Below are 18,889 nucleotides of genomic sequence, written 5' to 3' on the forward strand. Positions count from 1 at the left end.
ACCAGTTATGGATTGCTGGTTATAGTGCTGTGGTTGACCAATTTGACTGAGGATTTACCTTGTTCTATCGCCTGATTACCGTCGTTGGCGGATTGTTGTTTGTTATCATCCTGTTCGCCCTGATCTGGTTCTTCTGCAAGCAGTTCCTGCTTCGTCATGGCGTCAGGGAACAGGTGTCTGATCGCGCTACGGTGCTGGCCACCTGGACATTTGCTGGCGTCAGTGTGGGGCTGGTGTTTGCGGTGTTGGGTGCCTTTATCCTTGGCCCCTGGGCGTTCTACCGCACGCTTCGAGGGCATGACGCGCAGGTGTCTGATGGCGCGGCCATCTGGTGGGGCTTTGGGATTGTTGTTGCGTCGTTGGGCATTACCGCAGCCGGATTTCTTGGTTTTCTGAAGCTGGTGGGGGCCTACTGATGGTGGCACTCACACAATGCTGGCCAACTGCTCCCGGAACCAGATAAGCGCTGGCTCCCGTTCATAGGCCTTGTGCCAGTATAGATGCACATCGATACCGGGCAGATCTACCGGAGTGGTCAGAATATCAATGTCTGCCCTCTCTGCGATGATACGGGCGTAGTTTTCCGGCATGGTCAGTAGCAGGTCGGTTCCCTCCGCTACCCGGCAGGCGGCGTAATAGTGCTGGCATCGCAGGCGGATATTTCGCTGCACTCCAAACCGCGACAGCTCAAAGTCCTCAATGCCCGGACCCTCGGAACGCGATGACACCAGCACATGTTTTGCCTGTAGATACTTGTCCATGGTCAGCCCTCCGCTTGTCAGCGGATGGCCCTTTCTCGCCAGCACCACCAGCCTGTCATGGCGTAGTAGTTCATGGCCCGTCTGATTGCTGACCGGCAACAGCACATCCACTGCAAAATCCAATTTTCCCGCCGCGAGCTGGGTTTCCATATCACGCCGGGGTACTCGCTGGCTGATGATCTCCAGCTCGGGGTAGCTTTCCAGTTTCCCCATCAGCTTTGGAAGAAATGTTGACTCCAGGATATCCCGCAGGGCCAGCGAGTAGGTTTTGCGCTGATTGGCCGGGTCGAAGGCGTGGAACTGGTTCACCGCACTCTGAATCTGGGTCAGCCCCGGGCGCATGGATTCCAGGAAGCGACGGGCCAGGGGCGTGGGCACCATCTGGTTGCCCTGACGGCTGAAGAGTGGGTCGTCGAAATGCTCCCGCAGGCGCGACAGGGAATGGCTGACTGCAGGCTGCGTAAGGTGCAGGGCCCTGGCCGCGCGGGTGAGGCTGCCTTCCCGATAAATGGTGTCGAATACGTGCAGCAGGTTCAGATCCAGTCGATTCAGTGCCATGGGCGCCTCCATTTCGCGAATAAGCCAGTCTTATGATAAATGATAAGAATAATTCAGTCGCGTAATAGTTGGTGGATAACTAGACTGGCTCCATATCGGTCAAACTACGAGGACACGGCAATGGATTTCAGTATTTCCGAGAAGGGCCAAGACTATCTCAAGCGCGTTAAAACCTTCATGAAGGAAGAAATCTTCCCGATTGAAGAGCAGTACCATAAGGAGTTGATGGCGCAGGAAAACCGCTGGGTAGTGCTGCCGATCATCAAAGAGTTAAAGGAAAAGGCCAAAGCTCAGGGCCTGTGGAACATGTTCTTTCCGGATGAGAAATACGGATGTGGTCTGCTCAACTCTGATTACGCCGTGATTGCCGAAGAAACCGGCCGCAGTTTTATCGCCCCCGAAATCTTCAACTGCAATGCGCCGGATACCGGCAATATGGAAGTGCTGATCCATTACGGTTCTGAGGAGCAGAAAGCCGAGTGGCTGCCCCGCCTGCAAAGCGGTGAGGTGCGTTCTGCGTTCTGTATGACGGAGCCGGCAGTGGCTTCTTCTGATGCGACCAACATGGAGGCGACGGCTGTTGTTGAGGGTGATGAAGTGATCCTTAACGGCCGCAAATGGTGGAGCACCGGTGTTGGTCACCCGGACTGCAAAGTTGCCATCTTTATGGGCCTGACCGACCCGGACGCCCACAAACACCGCCGTCACTCCATGGTGCTGGTGCCGCTGGATACTCCGGGGGTAAACGTGGAACGCATGTTGCCGGTTTTTGGTGCCTACGATGAGCCTTACGGTCATGGTGTTGTGTCTTTTGACAATGTGCGCTTGCCGAAGACCGCGTTTATTGCCGGCCCCGGCCGTGGTTTTGAAATCGCCCAGGGCCGTCTTGGGCCGGGCCGTGTTCACCATTGTATGCGGGCGATTGGTGCGGCGGAACGTACTCTGGAATTGATGATAAAAAGGGCGACCAGTCGTGAGGCGTTTGGTCGGCCGATCGCTAAACTGGGTGGTAATCCTGACGTCATCGCTAATGCCCGTATGGGGATTGAACAGGCGCGGCTGCTGACGCTGAAGTGTGCCTGGGCGTTGGATACCAAGGGTATTTCCGGGGCCCTTCAGGAAGTGTCGATGATCAAGGCGGTGATTCCGAAGATGCTTCAGCAGATTGTGGATGACACGATTCAGATTCACGGTGGTGCGGGTGTCAGCGACGACGATTTCCCGCTGACTCAGCTGTTTGCCTATGCTCGGGTTTTGCGCCTGGCTGATGGCCCGGATGAGGTTCATAGGGCGATGGTTGCTCGTCTCGAGCTCGCAAAATACCGAAAGTAAGCCCGCTGGTTTCGAAGTGTGAGCGGACGGACGGGGCGTTCTGAAACACGCTCCTTCGGCACATCCATGTGACGCTTGGACTCCGCCATCCATGGCTCCGTACAGTTTCAGAACGCCCCGTCCGTCCGCTCAGTCAAATTTTGGGAGTTGGCGTTTCGGGGGGCCAGCTCTTGCACGGATTCAGATAACTAAGACAACGGTGAAACACAGATGACACAGCGAGTATTTATAACCGGCGGGGCCAGTGGCCTGGGCCGGGCGATTGCATTGAGATACGCTAAAGAAGGCGCGAAAGTCTGTATCGGGGATATTAATCCTGAGCAGGGCGTTGCCGTCGAGCAGGAGATCAGCAACGCCGGGGGCGAGGGCTACTTCGTTGAGTGCGATGTGCGCCGTTTGACCGACCTGGAGAAGATCTGCGAAGACCTTACTGGAAAATGGGGTGGGGTGGATGTCGTGGTGAATAACGCTGGCGTTGCCTCTGCAGGCTCGATTGAAGACACCACCATGGCCGATTGGGAATGGATCATGGACATCAACGTGTTGGGTGTCGTTCGTGGCTGTAAAGCCTTTACCCCGCAGTTCAAGAAGCAGGGCTCCGGCGCGTTTGTGAACATCGCCTCTATGGCCGGGCTTATGCTCGCACCGTTGATGGACAGCTACAATGTCTCCAAGGCCGGTGTCATCGCGCTTTCGGAAACCCTCAGTCAGGAGCTGAGAGATTCCGGTATTCACGTTAGTTGTGTCTGCCCGGCGTTTTTCCAGACCAATCTGACCAGCAGCATGCGATCTGACATTCCCGGTATTCAGCAGAACGTCAACAAACTGATGAAGCGCTCCACTATCACCGCTGAAAACGTTGCCGACGACATTGTCCGCTCGGTAGAGAAGCGCGATTTCTGGGTGCTGCCCCATGCCAAGGAGCGTCGTATGTGGATGGTCAAACGCCATGCACCGAAGGCATTTGATTGGCTGATGCACCAGGAAAGCAAACGTTGGATGAAGAAAATGGGTGGGAAGGCCTGAGCGCCAGGCCCGTTGCCATTGTATAAATCATAGGAGAGCCCTGAATGACCCAGATCGACCAGGCTGTTGATATCCGCGAAGGCGAAGAGCTGGATGTCGTGGCTGTTGACCGCTTCATGAAGCAGGCCATTCCGGACCTTGAAGGTCAGCCTCAGATCAAGCAGTACCCCGGCGGTGCGTCCAACCTGACGTACCAGGTGGATTATGGCGACCGTTCTTACGTGTTGCGCCGGCCACCGTTCGGCAAGATCGCCAAGTCCGCCCACGACATGTTGCGGGAAGCGAAGGTGATGCGGGCCCTGAAGCCCGAGTTCTCCTACGTTCCCAATATCGTCGCCATCTGTGACGATCATGACGTACTGGGCTGCGATTTCTACGTCATGGAACGCCTGAAAGGCATCATCCTGCGCCAGGATTTCCCCAAGGATTTTGAGCTCAGCGAGGCGGATACCCGCAAGCTGTGCCTGAACGTCATCGACAAGCTGGTGGACCTGCACAATGTCGACGCCAAGGCCACAGGCCTGGACAAGTTGGGCAAGGGTTCCGGTTACGTACAGCGCCAGATCGGTGGCTGGAGTGACCGCTTCCGCAAGGCGAAGACGGATGACGTGGGTGACTTCGAAACGGTGATGGGCTGGCTGAATGACAAGATGCCGGACGATGTTGCCCAGGTGGTCATCCACAACGACTATCGCTTCGACAACGTGGTGCTCCATCAGGACAACCCGTTCGAGGTGATCGGCGTGCTGGACTGGGAAATGGCCACCATCGGCGACCCGTTGATGGATCTGGGTAACAGCCTGGCCTATTGGATTGAGGCTGATGATGAAGGCCCGTTCCAGATGTTGCGGCGTCAGCCGACCCACCAGCCGGGCATGCTGACCCGCAAGGAAGTGGTTGCTTACTACGCTGAGAAATCCGGCCGCCAAATCGACAATTTCGATTTCTATGAAATCTACGGGTTGTTCCGGCTGGCGGTGATCGTTCAGCAGATCTACTACCGCTACTACCATGGCCAGACCAAAGACAAGCGCTTTGCCGCCTTTGGTCATGCCGCGAACTACCTGGAAAAGCGCTGTCAGAGGCTGATCGAGGCGAGTGACCTGTAATGGCGACCATCTACCTGATTCGCCACGGCCAGGCCAGTTTCGGCAAGGAAAACTACGACCAGCTTTCGCCCCGTGGCTGGGAGCAGGGCCGTGTTCTTGGTCGGTGGCTTGCGGGAAAAGTGACGCCCAACGCCGTCTTTGGCGGCAACATGGAGCGCCATCGGGAAACCGTGGAAGCGATTGCCAGTGGTTACGGTGACGCACTGCCGGACATGCAGGCGGTTGATGGGTTCAACGAGTTCGACCATACCCAGGTGGTGGAGCGTTTACGCCCTGAGTGGCAAGACCGCGAACGTATGGCGCGGGATCTGGCAGCCTTCCCCAAACCGGCCAGGGCGTTTCAACAGGTGTTCGAGGAAGCCATGCAACGCTGGGTTAGTGGCGGGCACGATCACGAATACACCGAGAGCTGGGAAGCGTTCCGCCACCGGGTGATTACGTCGTTGGAGCAATTGATTGAATATGCCGACGGTGGCGAGACCCTGGTGTCCACCTCCGGCGGCCCGATTGCGGTGATTGCCCAGCATCTGCTGGAGCTGAGCGATCGCAGGGCGCTGGACATGAATTCCGTGATTGCCAACACCAGTGTGACCCGGGTTCTGCATTCCGGAGCGCGGCGCAGCCTGGCGGTGTTCAACAATTACAGTCACCTGGAAGCGGAAGACCCTTCTCTGGTGACCTTCCGATAACGCATTGAGGTGAAGAATGAGCAAGCAAGACCTGTTTGATCTGAGTGGGAAAGTGGCCCTGATTACCGGCGCCAGCCGTGGCATCGGCGAAAGCATTGCCCGCACCCTGGCCACATACGGCGCGCACGTAATTGTCAGCAGTCGTAAAATTGATGGTTGCGAGGCCGTCGCCAGTAGCATTCGCGAGGCTGGTGGCAGCGCCGAAGCCTATGCCTGCCACATTGGTGAAATGGATCAGATCGAAGACATCTGGCAGCACATTGAATCAAAGCATGGCAAACTGGATATCCTGGTGAACAATGCCGCAGCCAACCCCTACTTTGGGCCGATCGAAGATACCGACCTGGGCGCGTACCACAAGACCGTGGACGTGAACATTCGCGGCTACTTCTTCATGTGTGCCCGCGGCGCACAGATCATGAAGAAAAACGGCGGTGGCTCCATCATCAACGTCGCCTCGGTGAACGGTGTTAATCCGGGCCATTTCCAGGGGATCTACTCGGTGACCAAGGCGGCTGTGATTTCCATGACCAAATCCTTTGCCATGGAGCTGGGGCAGCAGAAGGTTCGGGTGAACGCGTTGTTGCCGGGTCTGACGGACACCAAGTTCGCCAGTGCACTGACCAGCAATGAGGCCATCAAAAAGCAGGCTATGGCCCATATCCCCATGAAGCGGGTGGCAGACCCGGACGAAATGGCAGGCACGGTTCTGTATCTGGCGTCGGGCGCCTCCAGCTATACCACGGGCACCTGCATCAACGTGGACGGCGGGTACCTGACCATCTGAGCCGGGTGTCCCGACATTAGCCGTTTAGATTTCCGGTATCCTCGCTGGTACAGGCGAGGGTATCGAAGTCGCTCCGCATGCTTTCCGCCTGTTCCAGCAGGTAGTCAAGGTGGTGCTGGTCGGCCTGCTGCAGTAGATCGGTCATCAGGCCCGCCATGGCTGTCCGGCTGTCCAACATCATCCGCTGGTATTTTTGCCCCCGCACTTCCTCGTAGTTGTTCATCAGGTAACCAACCCGGTTTGAAAAGTCGTTGCTGTTTCGTGTTTCCAGGGCATCGATTAATGCCTGTTGCCAGTTCCGGCGACCGTCCAGCCAGATTTCCGTCTGCTGGCCGCGGCCTTCCGACCAGGCGTTGACCGTTTCACGTTGGCGATCATTGAGGGAGCCCAGCCAGCGTTCAACCCGTTCCATCGTGCGCTCGGCCCGGGCCTCTCGGGTTTGTTCCGGATTCTCCGCCAGGAGTTCTTCTTCCAGTTCTTGTTGGTTCTCCCTCATATTGTTAGCCAATTGTTGCACCTGCTCATCGCTGAGGCTTGATAGCAGGCGCGTGGCTGCCGGCCTTGCGCGTTCCATAAGTGGTGGGAAGAAGGAAAGCAGCTGTTTCTGGTGGTGGGCGACGGTGGACTGATCCAGATCACCAGACCGAACATCGTGTTTTAGCTGGGTAAGCCATTGAGAATAACGTGGCAATTCAGTGGTGCAATGCCATTGGCGGATATCGCGGATATCCTGCTCGAGCCGTGATTCCTGTTCGGCGGTCATGGGAACGTAGTCGTCCACCCACCACACGATGCCCCAGTCTGCGTAGCGATAGGCCATCTTGGTGGAACTGCAGCCGGCCAGGAGAGCTAGGCTGAGCAGCGCAATGGAAACAATTCGAATCATGACCGGTCCTCGGGGAAAGCGGGTAACCTGATCAGATTCATACGCCTGGATTCAGGTCTTGGACCGTAATACTGATACTGCAGGGCTTTGTTTGACAGCCAGGCTGATCCAAAAGCGATGAGCAACGTATAAGACTTCAGAATCAGGTTGAAGCGTTGATTTTTTGCATCTTTGAAAAACGTGCCCCGGTTAAACCGGGGCTTTTTTATGGGCGATTGTCAGCGGGGCGATCAATTTTCCCGTGCTTCGATGTTGCCCTCTTCGTCAGAGATGACGATTTCCACACGGCGGTTCTGTTGTCGCCCGCCGGAGCTGTCGTTGCTGGCAACAGGGAACTGCTCACCAAACCCTTTTGTCTCCACGCGGCTTCTGCTGATGCCCATGTTGACCAGCGTATCGCTAACGGCTTGCGCCCGACGCTCAGAAAGGCCCTGATTGTAGGAAGCCTCGCCGGTACTATCGGTGTAGCCTTCGACGCGTACCCGCCGGTTTTCATACTCATTCATGAACTCAGCCAGGCGTCTGACCGTTGACTCTCCGGAAGGCTTCAGTTCTGCCCGATCCAGGTCGAACAGCACATCTCCGAGCGTCAACACCATTCCGCGATCGGTTTGCTCTGCCTGCATGGCTTCCATTTGCAGGCGAAGTTCTTTGGCTTCCCTTCTGGCCTGTGCAGCTTCGTCAGCGCGCATTTGCAGTTCCAGTTCCTTGCGACGCGCTTCTGCGGAATCAATCTGCTCCTGCAGCTCCGCGCGCTCGCCCTGCTCACCGGCTATTTGTGCATGACGGTTGGCAAGATAAGCCGCGTGCTCAATCTCGACAATGTCCGCACCATCAGCGAGGAGAGTTTCAGCGCGGGACAATTGCTCCCTTGCGCTCCTCAACTGGCGATCACCGCTGCGGGCTACGTTCGGGTCGTTGCTGATTTCCTCATAGGCGGCCCGAGCTTCATCGACCTTTGCGTTATCCTGGGGCGTGCTGGCGCACCCTGCCACGAGGACAGAAAAGCCTACAGCCATACCCAAAGTCATGTTGCGCTTGTTCATAACCATCTCCCGTTTTCGATGAGGCCTTTACTGACGTTCGTCGATTCGCTTGCGAAGAGACTCAATATTGCGATTGACCTCATCAGCCGCTTGTCTTGCTTTCGCGGTTTCCGATCGAGCGCCGGCCAGTTGCGCATCCACAGCTGCTTTCTCAAGTAGGCGGCTTGCTTCAAGGTATTGTTTCTGATTGATCATTTCCTCGGCATCGGCAACCCGGTTCTGTGCCTGGTTCAAGAGTACCGGTTCAAAATCCCTGGCATCGGACGATACCGCCTGCTGAATGGCTGACTCGGCGGACCGGAGTTCGCCATCCGGCCGTTCAACCGAACTTGCGCAGCCTCCGGCAATGACAGCGATGCTGATTACACCTGCAGCACCTAACATCGAAGTATGCTTGCTCATGCACAATCTCCTTGCAGTGAGGAACGGGGGCGATATGCCCCGTCCAGACTCTTGTTGGTACTTGTTTGGGGCACCACCTCTGATGGCTGGCGCCGAATCAGAGTACCTATGGTGGATACGCACAAGATTAGCAGCGGGATCTGATTCTGGCATGAAGGTATGGAAATAAACTTCGTAGGGGGAGGCGTCGCTACAACGTATCTGTTGCCGGATGCGCCATAAAGCGTTGCGGGTGTAGGGGTTGGGCTTTGGGCCGGAAAATGACAGAACGGTAACCCCCGGAACCAGGCAGCTACCGTTTATTGGTATGGTTCAGCGTATTTTAGTGCCGCTGGACTGTGCCCGGGAAAGCGTGGTTCCGGTGGGTGGGCGGTAGTGCAGGGAGTAAATAATTCGATCTAACACCGCCTGACCATTCCAGGCCGGGTCGTTGTTGATCATGCCTACAATAGCCCAGGTGGTATCGGTGTCGTCGCGGGTAAAGCCTGCGATGGAGCGAACGTTTTCAAGGTATCCGGTCTTGATACGCCCTTTGCCGTCCAGGCCGGAGTTCCGCAGCCGCCTGGCCATGGTGCCATCCATTGCAATCAATGGCATGGAGGCCATCAGGTCTGATGCGAACGGGCTGTTCCAGGCGTGCTGCAGAATCTGTGCACCCTGGCGGGCGGTAATACGGCCATCGCGTGTCAGCCCAGCGCCGTTTTCAATCACCAGGCCGGTGGTATTGACGCCTTTTTTCTGGAGCCATTCATGGATCACACGAATGCCGGCGATACGATCATCCTCCTCGTCTTCCAGCCGGTGTTCAGCGCCGATGGTCAGCAACAGTTGGCGGGCCATCACGTTGCTGCTCCATTTGTTGATGTCCCGCACCATGGTGACCAGATCCGGAGAGGTGGTTCGCAACAACAGGCGAGCGTTCTCCGGTGTTTTGGCCAGCAGGCTTTTGCCGTTGATCGTGATGCCCATGTCGGAAAGCAGCGACCGTATCAGCGAGGCCGTGTACTGCTCATGGGGCAGAAGCGACAGGTAGGCTGTGGTGCGGCAGCCCTGCGGCAACTTGCCGGACACCCGTACGGTAACCCGATGATCCTCGTGAAAAAACGGCTCCCAGGTAAAGTGACTACGGGCCGGGCAGGGTGCCTCTGCGATTGCAGTGACCCGGTTGTCGATCACCACGTCGTTCAACGATGGCGCACTCCATGCCTGGGTACCGCGCTCGTCCGCACGCACCTGAAAGTGCACCAGGTTGAGGTTGCTCAGGTACGGCGACGGCTGCACCAGGAAGGGCCTATGGGGGTTGTCGCCGTTATCGTCAAACGTTGGCTGCCCGTTAGCCAATCGAAAAACGTCGCCGTCCAACACCAGGTTGCCATTGATGGCGCTGATGCCCATGCCGCGCAATTCGTTCAGGGTGCTCCAAAGGCGCTCAATGGTTAGTTTTGGATCGCCCCCCATGTCAACGTAGAAATTGCCCTTGAGGGTATCGCCCACTAGCTCGCCATCGGTGTAGAAGTTGGTGTCCCAGTGATAGGTCGGCCCCAGGATTTCCAGCGCTGCGTAGGTGGTGACCAGCTTCATGATAGAGCCAGGGCTCATCAAGGCATCCGCGTTGATGTATTGCTCAATGCCCGGCCCATTCATCGGAATGGCGGCCAGGCTAAGCGCCTGTTCGTCATTCAGGGATTCGGTGGCGTAATCCCGCACCTGGTTGCTCCAGGTTTTCGTGGTGCCACCAGCCTCGGCTGACTCCGAGGCGAATGCACAGGCAGACCCCACTGACAGGACTGCAGCCATGGTAGAGACCACCATGCCACGGGCTACACGACCATGCTGGCGGATAGTTCCAAAACGGGACGTGTTCGGGTGGCGTCGTGCCTTCAGCAACATGGTGTGGCGCTCATTGATTTCAAGTGCATTAACAATAGCCCATATTCTACGCGTGTACTATGTGGAAAGGCTCTACATGACGTTAAAAAATGCCAGTAGGGGCGTTGTTTATATTGCGTTTTTGTTAACAGATGTAAGCGCCCATGCTAATCAATTGGTTAGCTTTTGTACAACCTCTTGATTAGTATGATGGAAACAGAAACTGGAGGACGTATGGCGAGCGAACTGACTCGACGGCGATTTCTGGCTGTCATGGCAGCGGCAGGTCTTTCATGTCGAATTTCTTCGCTGGCGGCGGCTCCGAAAGGGAGTGTGATCATGAATCCCATTCCCTCCTCCGGTGAAAGGGTGCCAGCCGTTGGCATGGGTACCTGGCGCACCTTCAATGTGGGAGGCGACCAGTACCTTATCGATCAGCGTACCGAGGTGCTGAGAACCTTTTTCGATCTCGGTGGCACCCTGGTGGACTGCTACCCCATGTACGGCTCGGCGGCAGCGGTGATGGGCGAGGCGCTGGCCGCCCTCAATGCCCGTGACAAGCTATTTTCCGCCACCAAGATCTGGACCGGAGACGGCGATGCAACCCGGCAACAGGACCGGGAATCACGCAGAAAGTGGGGCATTGAGCGTTTTGACCTGCAGCAGGTCCACAACCTGGTAGCCTGGGAGCAACACCTGGCAACCCTGCAGCAAATGAAAGCTGATGGGGACGTTCGCTATATCGGCATCACCACCTCCCACAGTCGCAGGCACGGGGATTTCGCACGCATCATGGAAACCGAACCGCTGGACTTTGTGCAACTGACCTACAATGTGCTGGACAGGGAGGCGGAAGATCGTCTGTTGCCCTTGGCAAGGGAGCGTGGGATCGCCGTGATTGTGAATCGGCCTTTCCAGGGAGGGCGCCTGTTCCGACGCTTCCAGTCCGAAGAGCTGCCATCTTGGGCCAATGAGGTGGGCTGTCGCAATTGGGCGGAGTTTTTCCTGAAGTACATCCTTTCCCATCCAGCCGTTACCTGTGCTATTCCGGCCACTACCAGCGTTGAGCATATGAAAGAAAATATGGGCGCCCTTTATGGTGCTTTGCCGAATGAGCAACAACGCCGCCGAATGGCGGGCTACGTCGCAGGGCTGTGATGGGTACGAACTGGCTCAGCTATTCCCTGTCGGATTTCCTGATGTTCGGGCCGGAAGTGTTTCTTCGGCTCTTTGTTCGCATCAACCAGGACATCTGGCCATGGCAGGGTGTTGCGGTGATGATGGTGATCGCTATTGGCGCCTTGCTGGTACGTGGGGACGCTATGGCGAGGCGTGGTGTACTGCTGCTGGTAGCCGCGGCGTGGCTGTGGAGTGGGGCTGGCTTTCTGATACATTACTATGGGCCGATCAATCCGCCGGCCATCTGGTTTGGTTGGATCTTCGTTCTGCAGGGTGCGTTACTGACGGTGGCGGCGCTGCTCTGGCCCTGGAATGCGGCAACAAACCGACATGCATGGTCGCGCTGGTCCAGGGGGGCTGGCTGGATTGCGTTGGTGGCGCTGTCACCGCTCATGGCTGTGGCGCAAACCGGCAATGGTCAGGCTTTGGCAATGTTCGCCATCACGCCTGACGTCACGGCGTTAGGGGCGGTGCCCTGTATGCTATTGCTTCCCCGACGGGTGCGATGGCTGTTTCTACTGCTACCAATGCTATGGTCGCTGTTCAGCGTGGCTACCCTGTGGACGTTGGGCACCGGATTTCTGGCTGTCATTCCGGGTGCCACGCTGGTATTGGCGGCGTTTGCCTGCTTCGTCAGTCCCAGGCGGGCGCGAAATCCGGATTAGCAATTCGTTCGCCACGGTCGAGCCCGTCAATCTCTGCAATCTCTTCCTTGCTGAGAGTGATGTTGAGCGCGTCCAGGTTGGATTTCTGATGCTTGGGCCGGGTGGACGATGGAATCGGTACCACACCACGGGACATCACCCAGGCAATGGCAACCTGCGCCGCCGAGGCATTGTGTTCGCGGCCGATGCGAGCCAGGGTTTCATCTTCCATTACCTTACCCACAGCCAGTGGCATGTAACCGGTTACGGTAATGCCCAGTTTCTGGGCATGCTCCACCACCTTGCGGTTGGCCAGGAATGGATGCACTTCCACCTGGTTGGTGAAAATCGGTGTGTCACCCAGTATTTCCTTCGCCTTCTCCATTTGCGCACAGGTGAAGTTGGACAGCCCGATGTGAGTAGTTAGCCCTTCCCGTTGCGCGTCGCGCAGCGCACCCAGGTATTCCTCCATGGGGATGGCATCGTCTGGCGATGGCCAATGGATCAGTGTGAGGTCGACATGGTCGGTCTTCAGGCGCGACAGGCTGTCATGCAGGCTGTTGATCAGGTCGCTGCGTTGCAACTGGTCGTGCCACACCTTTGTCGTCAGGAAAATCTCCCGCCGTGGAATACCGCTGGAGGTAATGCCATCGCCTACTTCAGCCTCATTCCCGTACATCTGGGCGGTATCGATATGCCGGTAGCCAAGGGAAAGGGCACTCTTCACGGCGTCTCGTGCGTCGTTGTCCTTCAGGCGGAATGTACCCATACCGATGTTCGGAAGCGTGCTGAATGCCATAGTGTCCTCCTTCGTGAACGCTGTGACTTATATGTGGTACCCGCCGGCTGGTTCTTCAAGTGGCGGGTGGTTATCATACCGGCCTTCGGAACCCGCAAGCGAAACCATGGTTGAGGTCACGTTATGCTGACAGGGCAATGCCTGTGCGGCGATATAAAACTTGAATACGACGGCCCGTTGGGGCCGATTGCCCTGTGCCACTGCAGCCAGTGCCGCCGGGCTCACGGCAGCGCATTTTCCGCCAGTGCGCCGATCCAGAAAATCCGTACCCGTTATACGGCGGGTGAGGACCTGATCTGTGAATACGAATCCCGGCCGGGAAAGTATCGTGGTTTCTGCCCCAGATGCGGTAGCCAGCTATACAGCCGTGTGGACGCTATTCCCGGTATTCTGCGCCTGCGGGTGGGTGTGATCAATGAACCCCTGGAAAAGGGGCCAGCCTCACACGTGTATGTGGGTTCCAAGTCGGACTGGTTCACCATCACCGACGATACCCCGCAGTTTGAGAAAACCGAGAGAACCAACGATCCGCACTGACGCTTCGCTGGTTCCTTTGCCGGGCTAGTCTGCCGGAACTATTCTGCTGGAACTATCCGGTAGACCTTGCCGTTGTCCGCGTCCGTCAACAGCCACAATGCTCCGTCGGGGCCCATTCGCACATCGCGGATGCGTTCACCCAGGTCCTCCAGAAGATCCTCTTCTTCCCTGACTGTGTCGTTCTCAATGCTCAGGCGCACCAGCTTCTGCATTTTCAGGGCGCCCACAAACAAGTCTCCCTGCCACTCGGGGAACGCCTCACCGGTATAGAATGCCATGCCGGAGGGGGCAATGGATGGGTCCCAATAGTGCAGCGGGTCCGTCACGCCCTTCATGGTGGTTTTGCTGGTAATGGGCACTCCGGAGTAGTCGATGCCATAGGTTACGTCCGGCCAGCCGTAGTTGTTACCCGCACGGATGATGTTGATCTCGTCGCCACCCCTGGGGCCGTGCTCATGGCTCCAGATGTCGCCCGTTTGCGGGTGAATGGTCATGCCCTGAATGTTGCGGTTGCCGTAGGTGAAGATGGTGTCATTCACTGACGGGTTGTCGACAAACGGATTGCCCGGCGCGGGGGCGCCGTCAACGGTCCGGCGGTGAACGCCGCCGGCATCGTCATCGGTGGCCTGGGCACGATCCATTTCACCCCGATCGCCCACGGCGACGTACAGATTGCCATCGCGATCAAATTCCATGCGACCCGCGAAATGACGGCTGGTGTTGCCTCGGGGGAGGGCCTCGAAAATCACTTCGACCTCTGACAGCCGGTCGTCGTCCAACGTTGCACGAGCCACCCGGGTTGTCAGGCCCTCGCGGCTGATCTTATGAGCGTAGCTCAGGAACAGGGTGCGGTTGTTTTCGAAGTCCGGGTGCAGAATCACATCCAGCAGGCCACCCTGGCCTGAGACTACCAGTTCGGGGACACCGGCAATCGGCTTGTCCTGCAATTCACCGTTCTCGATTCGGCGTAGCCGGCCTTCGCGCTCGGTCACCAACTGTGAGCCATCGGGGAGAAAGGCAAGGCTCCAGGGATGTTCCAGGCCCTCCGCGACCGTATCCAGACGAAATTCGGCTTTGTCTGAGCTGAACGTTTGCCCGAAGGCTGGCCCGGTTGCTGTCAGTCCGGCCAACGCCAGCAGAGTCGCCATGTTGCCGAGTCGGTTCATAAAGTGCTCTCCCTCCGCCAGATTATTCCTGCATCGATAAAGTCTAGCATTTGATACGAACGGAATGGCCGACAGTATCAGGCGATGACATTACGACTAGGACGTTACTAAAACTTTAATGAGAACGATTAACATCTGGACGAGTGTCATGTACAGTTGTCGCAGTATCAACGGGAACCATCCATACCCATGGACACAAGGAGACGTACAATGACCCCAGAAGAGGAAGCGATTGAAGGCCTGAAACTGGCCGCCGGCGCCGGTATGTTTATTCTGATCCTGGCCAGCATTTTATTGCTTTGGTAGCCGCCAGACGCCGCTATGGCTTGCCGTGGCGGCTCAACCCCCATAGGAAGTAGACGCCGCCAACCAGCGCTGCCAGCAGGCCCGCCGGCAACTGGTTGGGGAAGACCACGATACGCGACAGGTAGTCCGCCAGGGCTAACAGAAGGCCACCCACCAACCCGGCCACGACCAATTGCCTGCCAACGGTTTGCTGCCCCAATACCCTGGCCAGATGCGGTGCGATCAGCCCAACGAAACTCAGAGGGCCAATAACCACCGTAGCCGACGCAGTCAGTACCGCGGCAAGCAGCAGCAACAGCAGGCGGGCTTTAGTGACCGGAAGCCCGAGAGACGATGCCGACGTATCTCCCAAAGGCAAAAGCGTCAGGGGCCGCACAATCAGCGCCAACAGGCCGCAGATGAGAACGATGAACCCCAGTAGGCCAAACGCTTCGGTTTCAGAGACCAGCCAGGTGGAACCGTACATCCAGTTCAGCAATTGCGAAGCGACGGTGCCGCCGGAGGCCATGACCAATCTCAGCCCCGCATCCATGAATACATACAGGGCCAGGCCGCCCAGCAGCAGCTGGTTGCCAGCGAATCGATGCTTGCGGGCCAGGAGAATCAATAACCCAAGTGCGCCGGCAGCACCGAGGGTTGCAGCGCCAAGCTGCCCGGCCCGGCCCACATCTGCGCCGGTGAGCACGATCAGAACCATGGCCAGCGCGGAGCCCCCGCTAATGCCCAGCATCTCCGGGCTCCCCATGGGGTTACCCGTCATTCGCTGAATCAGCGTGCCTGCGAGACCCAATGCGACCCCGGCCAGCATGGCCGCCAACAGGCGTGGCCCGCGCCACACCCAGGCATCGTCCCATTGGGTGGTAGGCGTCCAGTTCCAACCATCCAGGCCCGGAGACCAACCCATGGAAACAACCACGGTGATTACGATCAGCCCGGTAACGATCCCGCTGACCAGCAAAGGCGGGCGCCGCCTGGGCTGGAAACCGGCAGGACTGGATTCCTGCCCGGGCATGTGATGGGTGTTTCTGAAACCCTGCAATGCCAGCAGGATAATGGGGCCGCCGATGAGTGCCGTGGTAGTGCCGGTGGGCACCAGGGAACCGTCGCCCCAGGTAGACGCCCAGTGCGCAAGGGTATCCGCCAGCAGCAATAGCCCGCCGCCCATGAGCGTGCTCCATAGAATGCGACTGGCCAATGTACGTGCACCCAACAGGCGTGCCAGTACCGGCGCCGCAAGACCCACAAAGGCCACCACACCCACCCGGCTGACAACCGTTGCCGTCATCAGCACCACCAGGAACAGCGTCAGTGCCCGAATAAGCCCGACCCTGGCACCCAGCGAGCTGGCAGACGACTGCCCTAGTTGCAGCACCTGCAGCGGGCGCATAAGCAGCAATATCAGTACCGAGATCACCAGTACGCGGGGCCAAAGCTCCATGAACGGCCCCCAGTTGTTCTGTACCAGGGAGCCGGCGCCCCAGATGAAAAGATTGCCCAGCCACTCACCCTTGAGCAGCAGAAAGGCCATGTTAAGTGCGCCCAGGAAGAAGGTGATGACAAGGCCGGCAAGGATCACCGTCATGGGCGAGAAGCCAAGCCGCCACGTCAGCGCGATGACCATGCCGATGGCGATCAGGCCACCGGCAATGGCCACCAGATCCGGGCTGAAGGCCAGCAATCCGGGTGCGAACAGTGTTGCAACCGTCACCCCGAATTGGCCACCCGCTTCCACACCGAGCGTGGTGGGTGAGGCCAGAGGGTTCCCCAGCACCTGTTGGGTGACTGCCCCGGCCAGCCCCAGACCGCAGCCGATCAGGACGGCGATAGATACGCGCGGCGCCCAACTGAAGTGGGCCAGAACTGATGAATAATTGTCCGGATTGAAGGCCCAAAACGATGACAGTACGGCACCGGCATCCAGTTGGTTGAGCCAGGGAGCGGCGCTGGCAAGCAAGGCGCCCAGCCAGAGGAGAATGGCCGCAATGGGCAGCCTGGCGGCCATAACCGGCCGGGAAGCTGGCATGGCGGAGGTGCTAGCGTACATTGTCGGAGCCCCCAGCCAGCAGGCTTTCTGTCAGCATGGTGGCTAGCCGTTTCACTGGAAAAACGCCGCCAAACGGCCAGATGGCGTCGATTTCGTAAACCTGGTGGCGGTTGACCGCCGGCAGGTATGTCCAGAACGGACTGCTGGCCAGGGTGTCAGCAAGCCCGGGGGCAGTGGGCGAAATCACTACGATACGGCTGTCTTCATAGGGGGCAATGGACTCCAGGCCGACCACTGAAAAGCCCCAGAAATTGCCTTGACGAGGCCAGGCGTTTTTCAGCCCGAGGGCGTTCAGGGCACTCTGGTAAAGGCCGTTGGGGGCGTATATGCGCACATGGCGAGCGTCCATGAAATTGACCAGCGCAACTGGCCGGTCCGTTAGTCCCGCCTCTTCCAGCCGGCGGCGTTGCGTTTTCAGGGTGGCGTCAATGTCCGCCAGTATCGATTCGGCGCGGTCCTCGCGGCCCAGCATCTCGCCGAGGGTGGTCAGCATGTCTCTGGCTTTTTCGAAGGGGTGGCTGCCTTCTTTGTACACACTGATGACGTAAGTTGGGGCGATTTGTTCCAGCAGCTTCGCGGCGGGTGCCATTTCCGCACTGGTGACGATCAGGTCCGGTTTCAGTTCGGCAATGGCCTCGAGGCTGGGGGCAACGCGGGTGCCTATGTTGGGAACCTGCTCCGGTAGCGCCGGCTTGTTTACCCACACGTCGTAGCCATCCCGGTCAGCGACGCCTACAGGCGTTATGCCCAGCAATAGCAGTGCCTCGGTGGCAGCCCAGTTCAGGGCAACAACCCGCTCAGGTTGCTTATCCAGGGTGAGGGTGCCGCCTTCGTGTTGCCAGGTGCCGGCGCTGGCGGGCAGCGACAGGGCGCCAATGAATATCAATGCAATCAGAGCTTGGGCGACACGCTCAGTGCACATACGAGACCCACTGGCCCGGCGCCCGCTCCATCACACCCATCGGCACGCCGTAGATGGATTCCAGGGTTCCTGAGTTCATAATGTCACGCGGGCTGCCATCGGCAATCAAACGGCCAGCTTTTAGGGCTACCAGGCGGTCGCAGAAGCGGGCGGCCAGGTCGACATCGTGCAGCACCACAATCACGGTCAGTTCCCGTTCTTCGGCCAGGCGGTGCACCAGGCGCAGGGTTTCCACCTGATGTTTCACGTCCAGGGCGGAAATCGGCTCGTCCAGCAGCAGGCAGCGGGTTTGTTGCGCCAGCAACATGGCGATCCAGGCGCGCTGGCGTTCGCCGCCGGAAAGCGTGTCTACGGAACGGTGCTGGAAGTGGTCAAGCCCGGTGTCGTGAATGGCCTGATCGATCAGTTGATAGTCTCCACTGTTGTAGCGGCCCAGTGGCCCGCGCCAGGGGTAGCGACCCAGGGCGACCAGCTCCCTTACGGTCAGGCCATCGGTACCCGGTGGGTGCTGGGGCAGGTAACCCACCGTGCGGGCGAATTCCCTTGCGCCGGTGGTTTGGAAAGAACTGCCAAGCAGGCTTGCGTGGCCGGAAGAGGGTGATAGCTGGCGGGCCAGCATTTTCAATAACGTGGATTTACCGGAGCCATTGTGACCGAGCAGGGCAGTGACCTCGCCTTCATGAAATTCGATGTTGATGTTTTCAAGGATGGCAGCGTCACCGATGTGCACGCCCAGGCTGGATACTTCGAAGAACGCAGACATGCAGGCTCCCGTAATTCTGAGGGCCTGCAGAATAATCTAAATGCGAATTACTATCAATGCTTGC

At 58.1% G+C, this 18,889-nt stretch carries 19 protein-coding genes; 9 read left to right on the plus strand and 10 right to left on the minus strand.

Annotated features, from left to right (window positions below; translation table 11 throughout):
• Nucleotides 1-59: 59 nt before the first annotated feature.
• On the plus strand, nt 60-416 hold the full coding sequence (locus AC0B60_RS00930) for a hypothetical protein (protein ID WP_465083311.1): 357 nt from the start codon (nt 60-62) through the stop codon (nt 414-416).
• A gap of 9 nt (nt 417-425) precedes the next feature.
• Here the strand turns inward: AC0B60_RS00930 and AC0B60_RS00935 are convergent, their stop codons facing one another.
• Nucleotides 426-1,319: a LysR family transcriptional regulator gene (locus tag AC0B60_RS00935; protein WP_465083312.1), complete on the minus strand. Its 894-nt coding sequence runs from the start codon at nt 1,317-1,319 to the stop codon at nt 426-428.
• Nucleotides 1,320-1,439: 120 nt separating this feature from the next.
• Here AC0B60_RS00935 and AC0B60_RS00940 point away from each other — a divergent pair, with 120 nt between their 5' ends.
• The 5 genes from AC0B60_RS00940 to AC0B60_RS00960 all read left to right on the plus strand — a co-directional run bounded on the left by AC0B60_RS00940 (nt 1,440) and on the right by AC0B60_RS00960 (nt 6,262).
• On the plus strand, nt 1,440-2,651 hold the full coding sequence (locus AC0B60_RS00940; protein ID WP_465083314.1) for an acyl-CoA dehydrogenase family protein: 1,212 nt from the start codon (nt 1,440-1,442) through the stop codon (nt 2,649-2,651).
• Between the two features lie 210 nt (nt 2,652-2,861).
• Nucleotides 2,862-3,677: an SDR family oxidoreductase gene (locus AC0B60_RS00945; protein WP_465083315.1), complete on the plus strand. Its 816-nt coding sequence runs from the start codon at nt 2,862-2,864 to the stop codon at nt 3,675-3,677.
• A gap of 44 nt (nt 3,678-3,721) precedes the next feature.
• Nucleotides 3,722-4,786: a phosphotransferase family protein gene (locus AC0B60_RS00950; protein ID WP_465083317.1), complete on the plus strand. Its 1,065-nt coding sequence runs from the start codon at nt 3,722-3,724 to the stop codon at nt 4,784-4,786.
• Nucleotides 4,786-5,475 (plus strand): histidine phosphatase family protein, encoded by a 690-nt coding sequence (locus AC0B60_RS00955; protein WP_465083319.1) that lies wholly within the window; start codon nt 4,786-4,788, stop codon nt 5,473-5,475. Before AC0B60_RS00950 ends, AC0B60_RS00955 begins: the two co-directional genes overlap by 1 nt.
• A 16-nt stretch (nt 5,476-5,491) precedes the next feature.
• Nucleotides 5,492-6,262 (plus strand): SDR family oxidoreductase, encoded by a 771-nt coding sequence (locus AC0B60_RS00960; RefSeq protein ID WP_465083320.1) that lies wholly within the window; start codon nt 5,492-5,494, stop codon nt 6,260-6,262.
• 16 nt (nt 6,263-6,278) lie between these two features.
• On the opposite strand, the gene AC0B60_RS00965 is transcribed toward AC0B60_RS00960, so the two are convergent.
• The 4 genes from AC0B60_RS00965 to dacB all read right to left on the minus strand — a co-directional run bounded on the left by AC0B60_RS00965 (nt 6,279) and on the right by dacB (nt 10,486).
• Nucleotides 6,279-7,148, minus strand: a complete 870-nt coding sequence (locus AC0B60_RS00965; RefSeq protein WP_465083322.1) for a DUF6279 family lipoprotein — start codon at nt 7,146-7,148, stop codon at nt 6,279-6,281.
• A 230-nt stretch (nt 7,149-7,378) separates the two neighbouring features.
• Nucleotides 7,379-8,194, minus strand: a complete 816-nt coding sequence (locus AC0B60_RS00970) for an OmpA family protein (RefSeq protein ID WP_465083323.1) — start codon at nt 8,192-8,194, stop codon at nt 7,379-7,381.
• 27 nt (nt 8,195-8,221) lie between these two features.
• Nucleotides 8,222-8,596 carry a DUF4398 domain-containing protein gene (locus tag AC0B60_RS00975; protein ID WP_465083324.1) on the minus strand — a complete coding sequence of 125 codons (375 nt, stop codon included), beginning with the start codon at nt 8,594-8,596 and terminating at the stop codon, nt 8,222-8,224.
• A 312-nt stretch (nt 8,597-8,908) separates the two neighbouring features.
• Nucleotides 8,909-10,486 (minus strand): D-alanyl-D-alanine carboxypeptidase/D-alanyl-D-alanine endopeptidase, encoded by a 1,578-nt coding sequence (gene dacB / locus AC0B60_RS00980; protein WP_465083325.1) that lies wholly within the window; start codon nt 10,484-10,486, stop codon nt 8,909-8,911.
• Between the two features lie 318 nt (nt 10,487-10,804).
• Between dacB and AC0B60_RS00985 the strand changes: the two genes are divergently transcribed.
• Nucleotides 10,805-11,623 carry an aldo/keto reductase gene (locus AC0B60_RS00985; RefSeq protein ID WP_465083327.1) on the plus strand — a complete coding sequence of 273 codons (819 nt, stop codon included), beginning with the start codon at nt 10,805-10,807 and terminating at the stop codon, nt 11,621-11,623.
• The gene (locus AC0B60_RS00990; RefSeq protein WP_465083329.1) at nt 11,623-12,309 is read left to right on the plus strand and encodes a DUF6064 family protein; all 687 of its coding nucleotides are present in this window, start codon (nt 11,623-11,625) and stop codon (nt 12,307-12,309) included. The genes AC0B60_RS00985 and AC0B60_RS00990 overlap by 1 nt, the downstream gene beginning before the upstream one ends.
• Here AC0B60_RS00990 and dkgB read toward each other — a convergent pair.
• Nucleotides 12,278-13,087 (minus strand): 2,5-didehydrogluconate reductase DkgB, encoded by an 810-nt coding sequence (gene dkgB / locus AC0B60_RS00995; RefSeq protein ID WP_465083330.1) that lies wholly within the window; start codon nt 13,085-13,087, stop codon nt 12,278-12,280. The two genes, AC0B60_RS00990 and dkgB, sit on opposite strands and share 32 nt — an antisense overlap.
• A 123-nt stretch (nt 13,088-13,210) precedes the next feature.
• On the opposite strand from dkgB, the gene AC0B60_RS01000 reads away from it, so the two are divergent.
• Nucleotides 13,211-13,624, plus strand: a complete 414-nt coding sequence (locus tag AC0B60_RS01000; RefSeq protein ID WP_465083332.1) for a GFA family protein — start codon at nt 13,211-13,213, stop codon at nt 13,622-13,624.
• A 38-nt stretch (nt 13,625-13,662) separates the two neighbouring features.
• Here the strand turns inward: AC0B60_RS01000 and AC0B60_RS01005 are convergent, their stop codons facing one another.
• The 4 genes from AC0B60_RS01005 to AC0B60_RS01020 all read right to left on the minus strand — a co-directional run bounded on the left by AC0B60_RS01005 (nt 13,663) and on the right by AC0B60_RS01020 (nt 18,825).
• Nucleotides 13,663-14,772, minus strand: coding sequence for a PQQ-dependent sugar dehydrogenase (locus tag AC0B60_RS01005; protein WP_465083919.1), 1,110 nt, complete (start codon nt 14,770-14,772; stop codon nt 13,663-13,665).
• A gap of 337 nt (nt 14,773-15,109) precedes the next feature.
• Entirely contained in the window at nt 15,110-17,140 is a 2,031-nt protein-coding gene (gene fhuB / locus AC0B60_RS01010; RefSeq protein ID WP_465083333.1) for a Fe(3+)-hydroxamate ABC transporter permease FhuB, read from the minus strand.
• The gene (locus tag AC0B60_RS01015) at nt 17,130-18,062 is read right to left on the minus strand and encodes an iron-siderophore ABC transporter substrate-binding protein (protein WP_465083334.1); all 933 of its coding nucleotides are present in this window, start codon (nt 18,060-18,062) and stop codon (nt 17,130-17,132) included. Before AC0B60_RS01015 ends, fhuB begins: the two co-directional genes overlap by 11 nt.
• Nucleotides 18,052-18,825, minus strand: a complete 774-nt coding sequence (locus AC0B60_RS01020; RefSeq protein ID WP_465083335.1) for an ABC transporter ATP-binding protein — start codon at nt 18,823-18,825, stop codon at nt 18,052-18,054. The genes AC0B60_RS01015 and AC0B60_RS01020 overlap by 11 nt, the downstream gene beginning before the upstream one ends.
• Nucleotides 18,826-18,889: the final 64 nt, after the last annotated feature.

It is taken from the genome of Marinobacter sp. V34, from assembly GCF_055524115.1.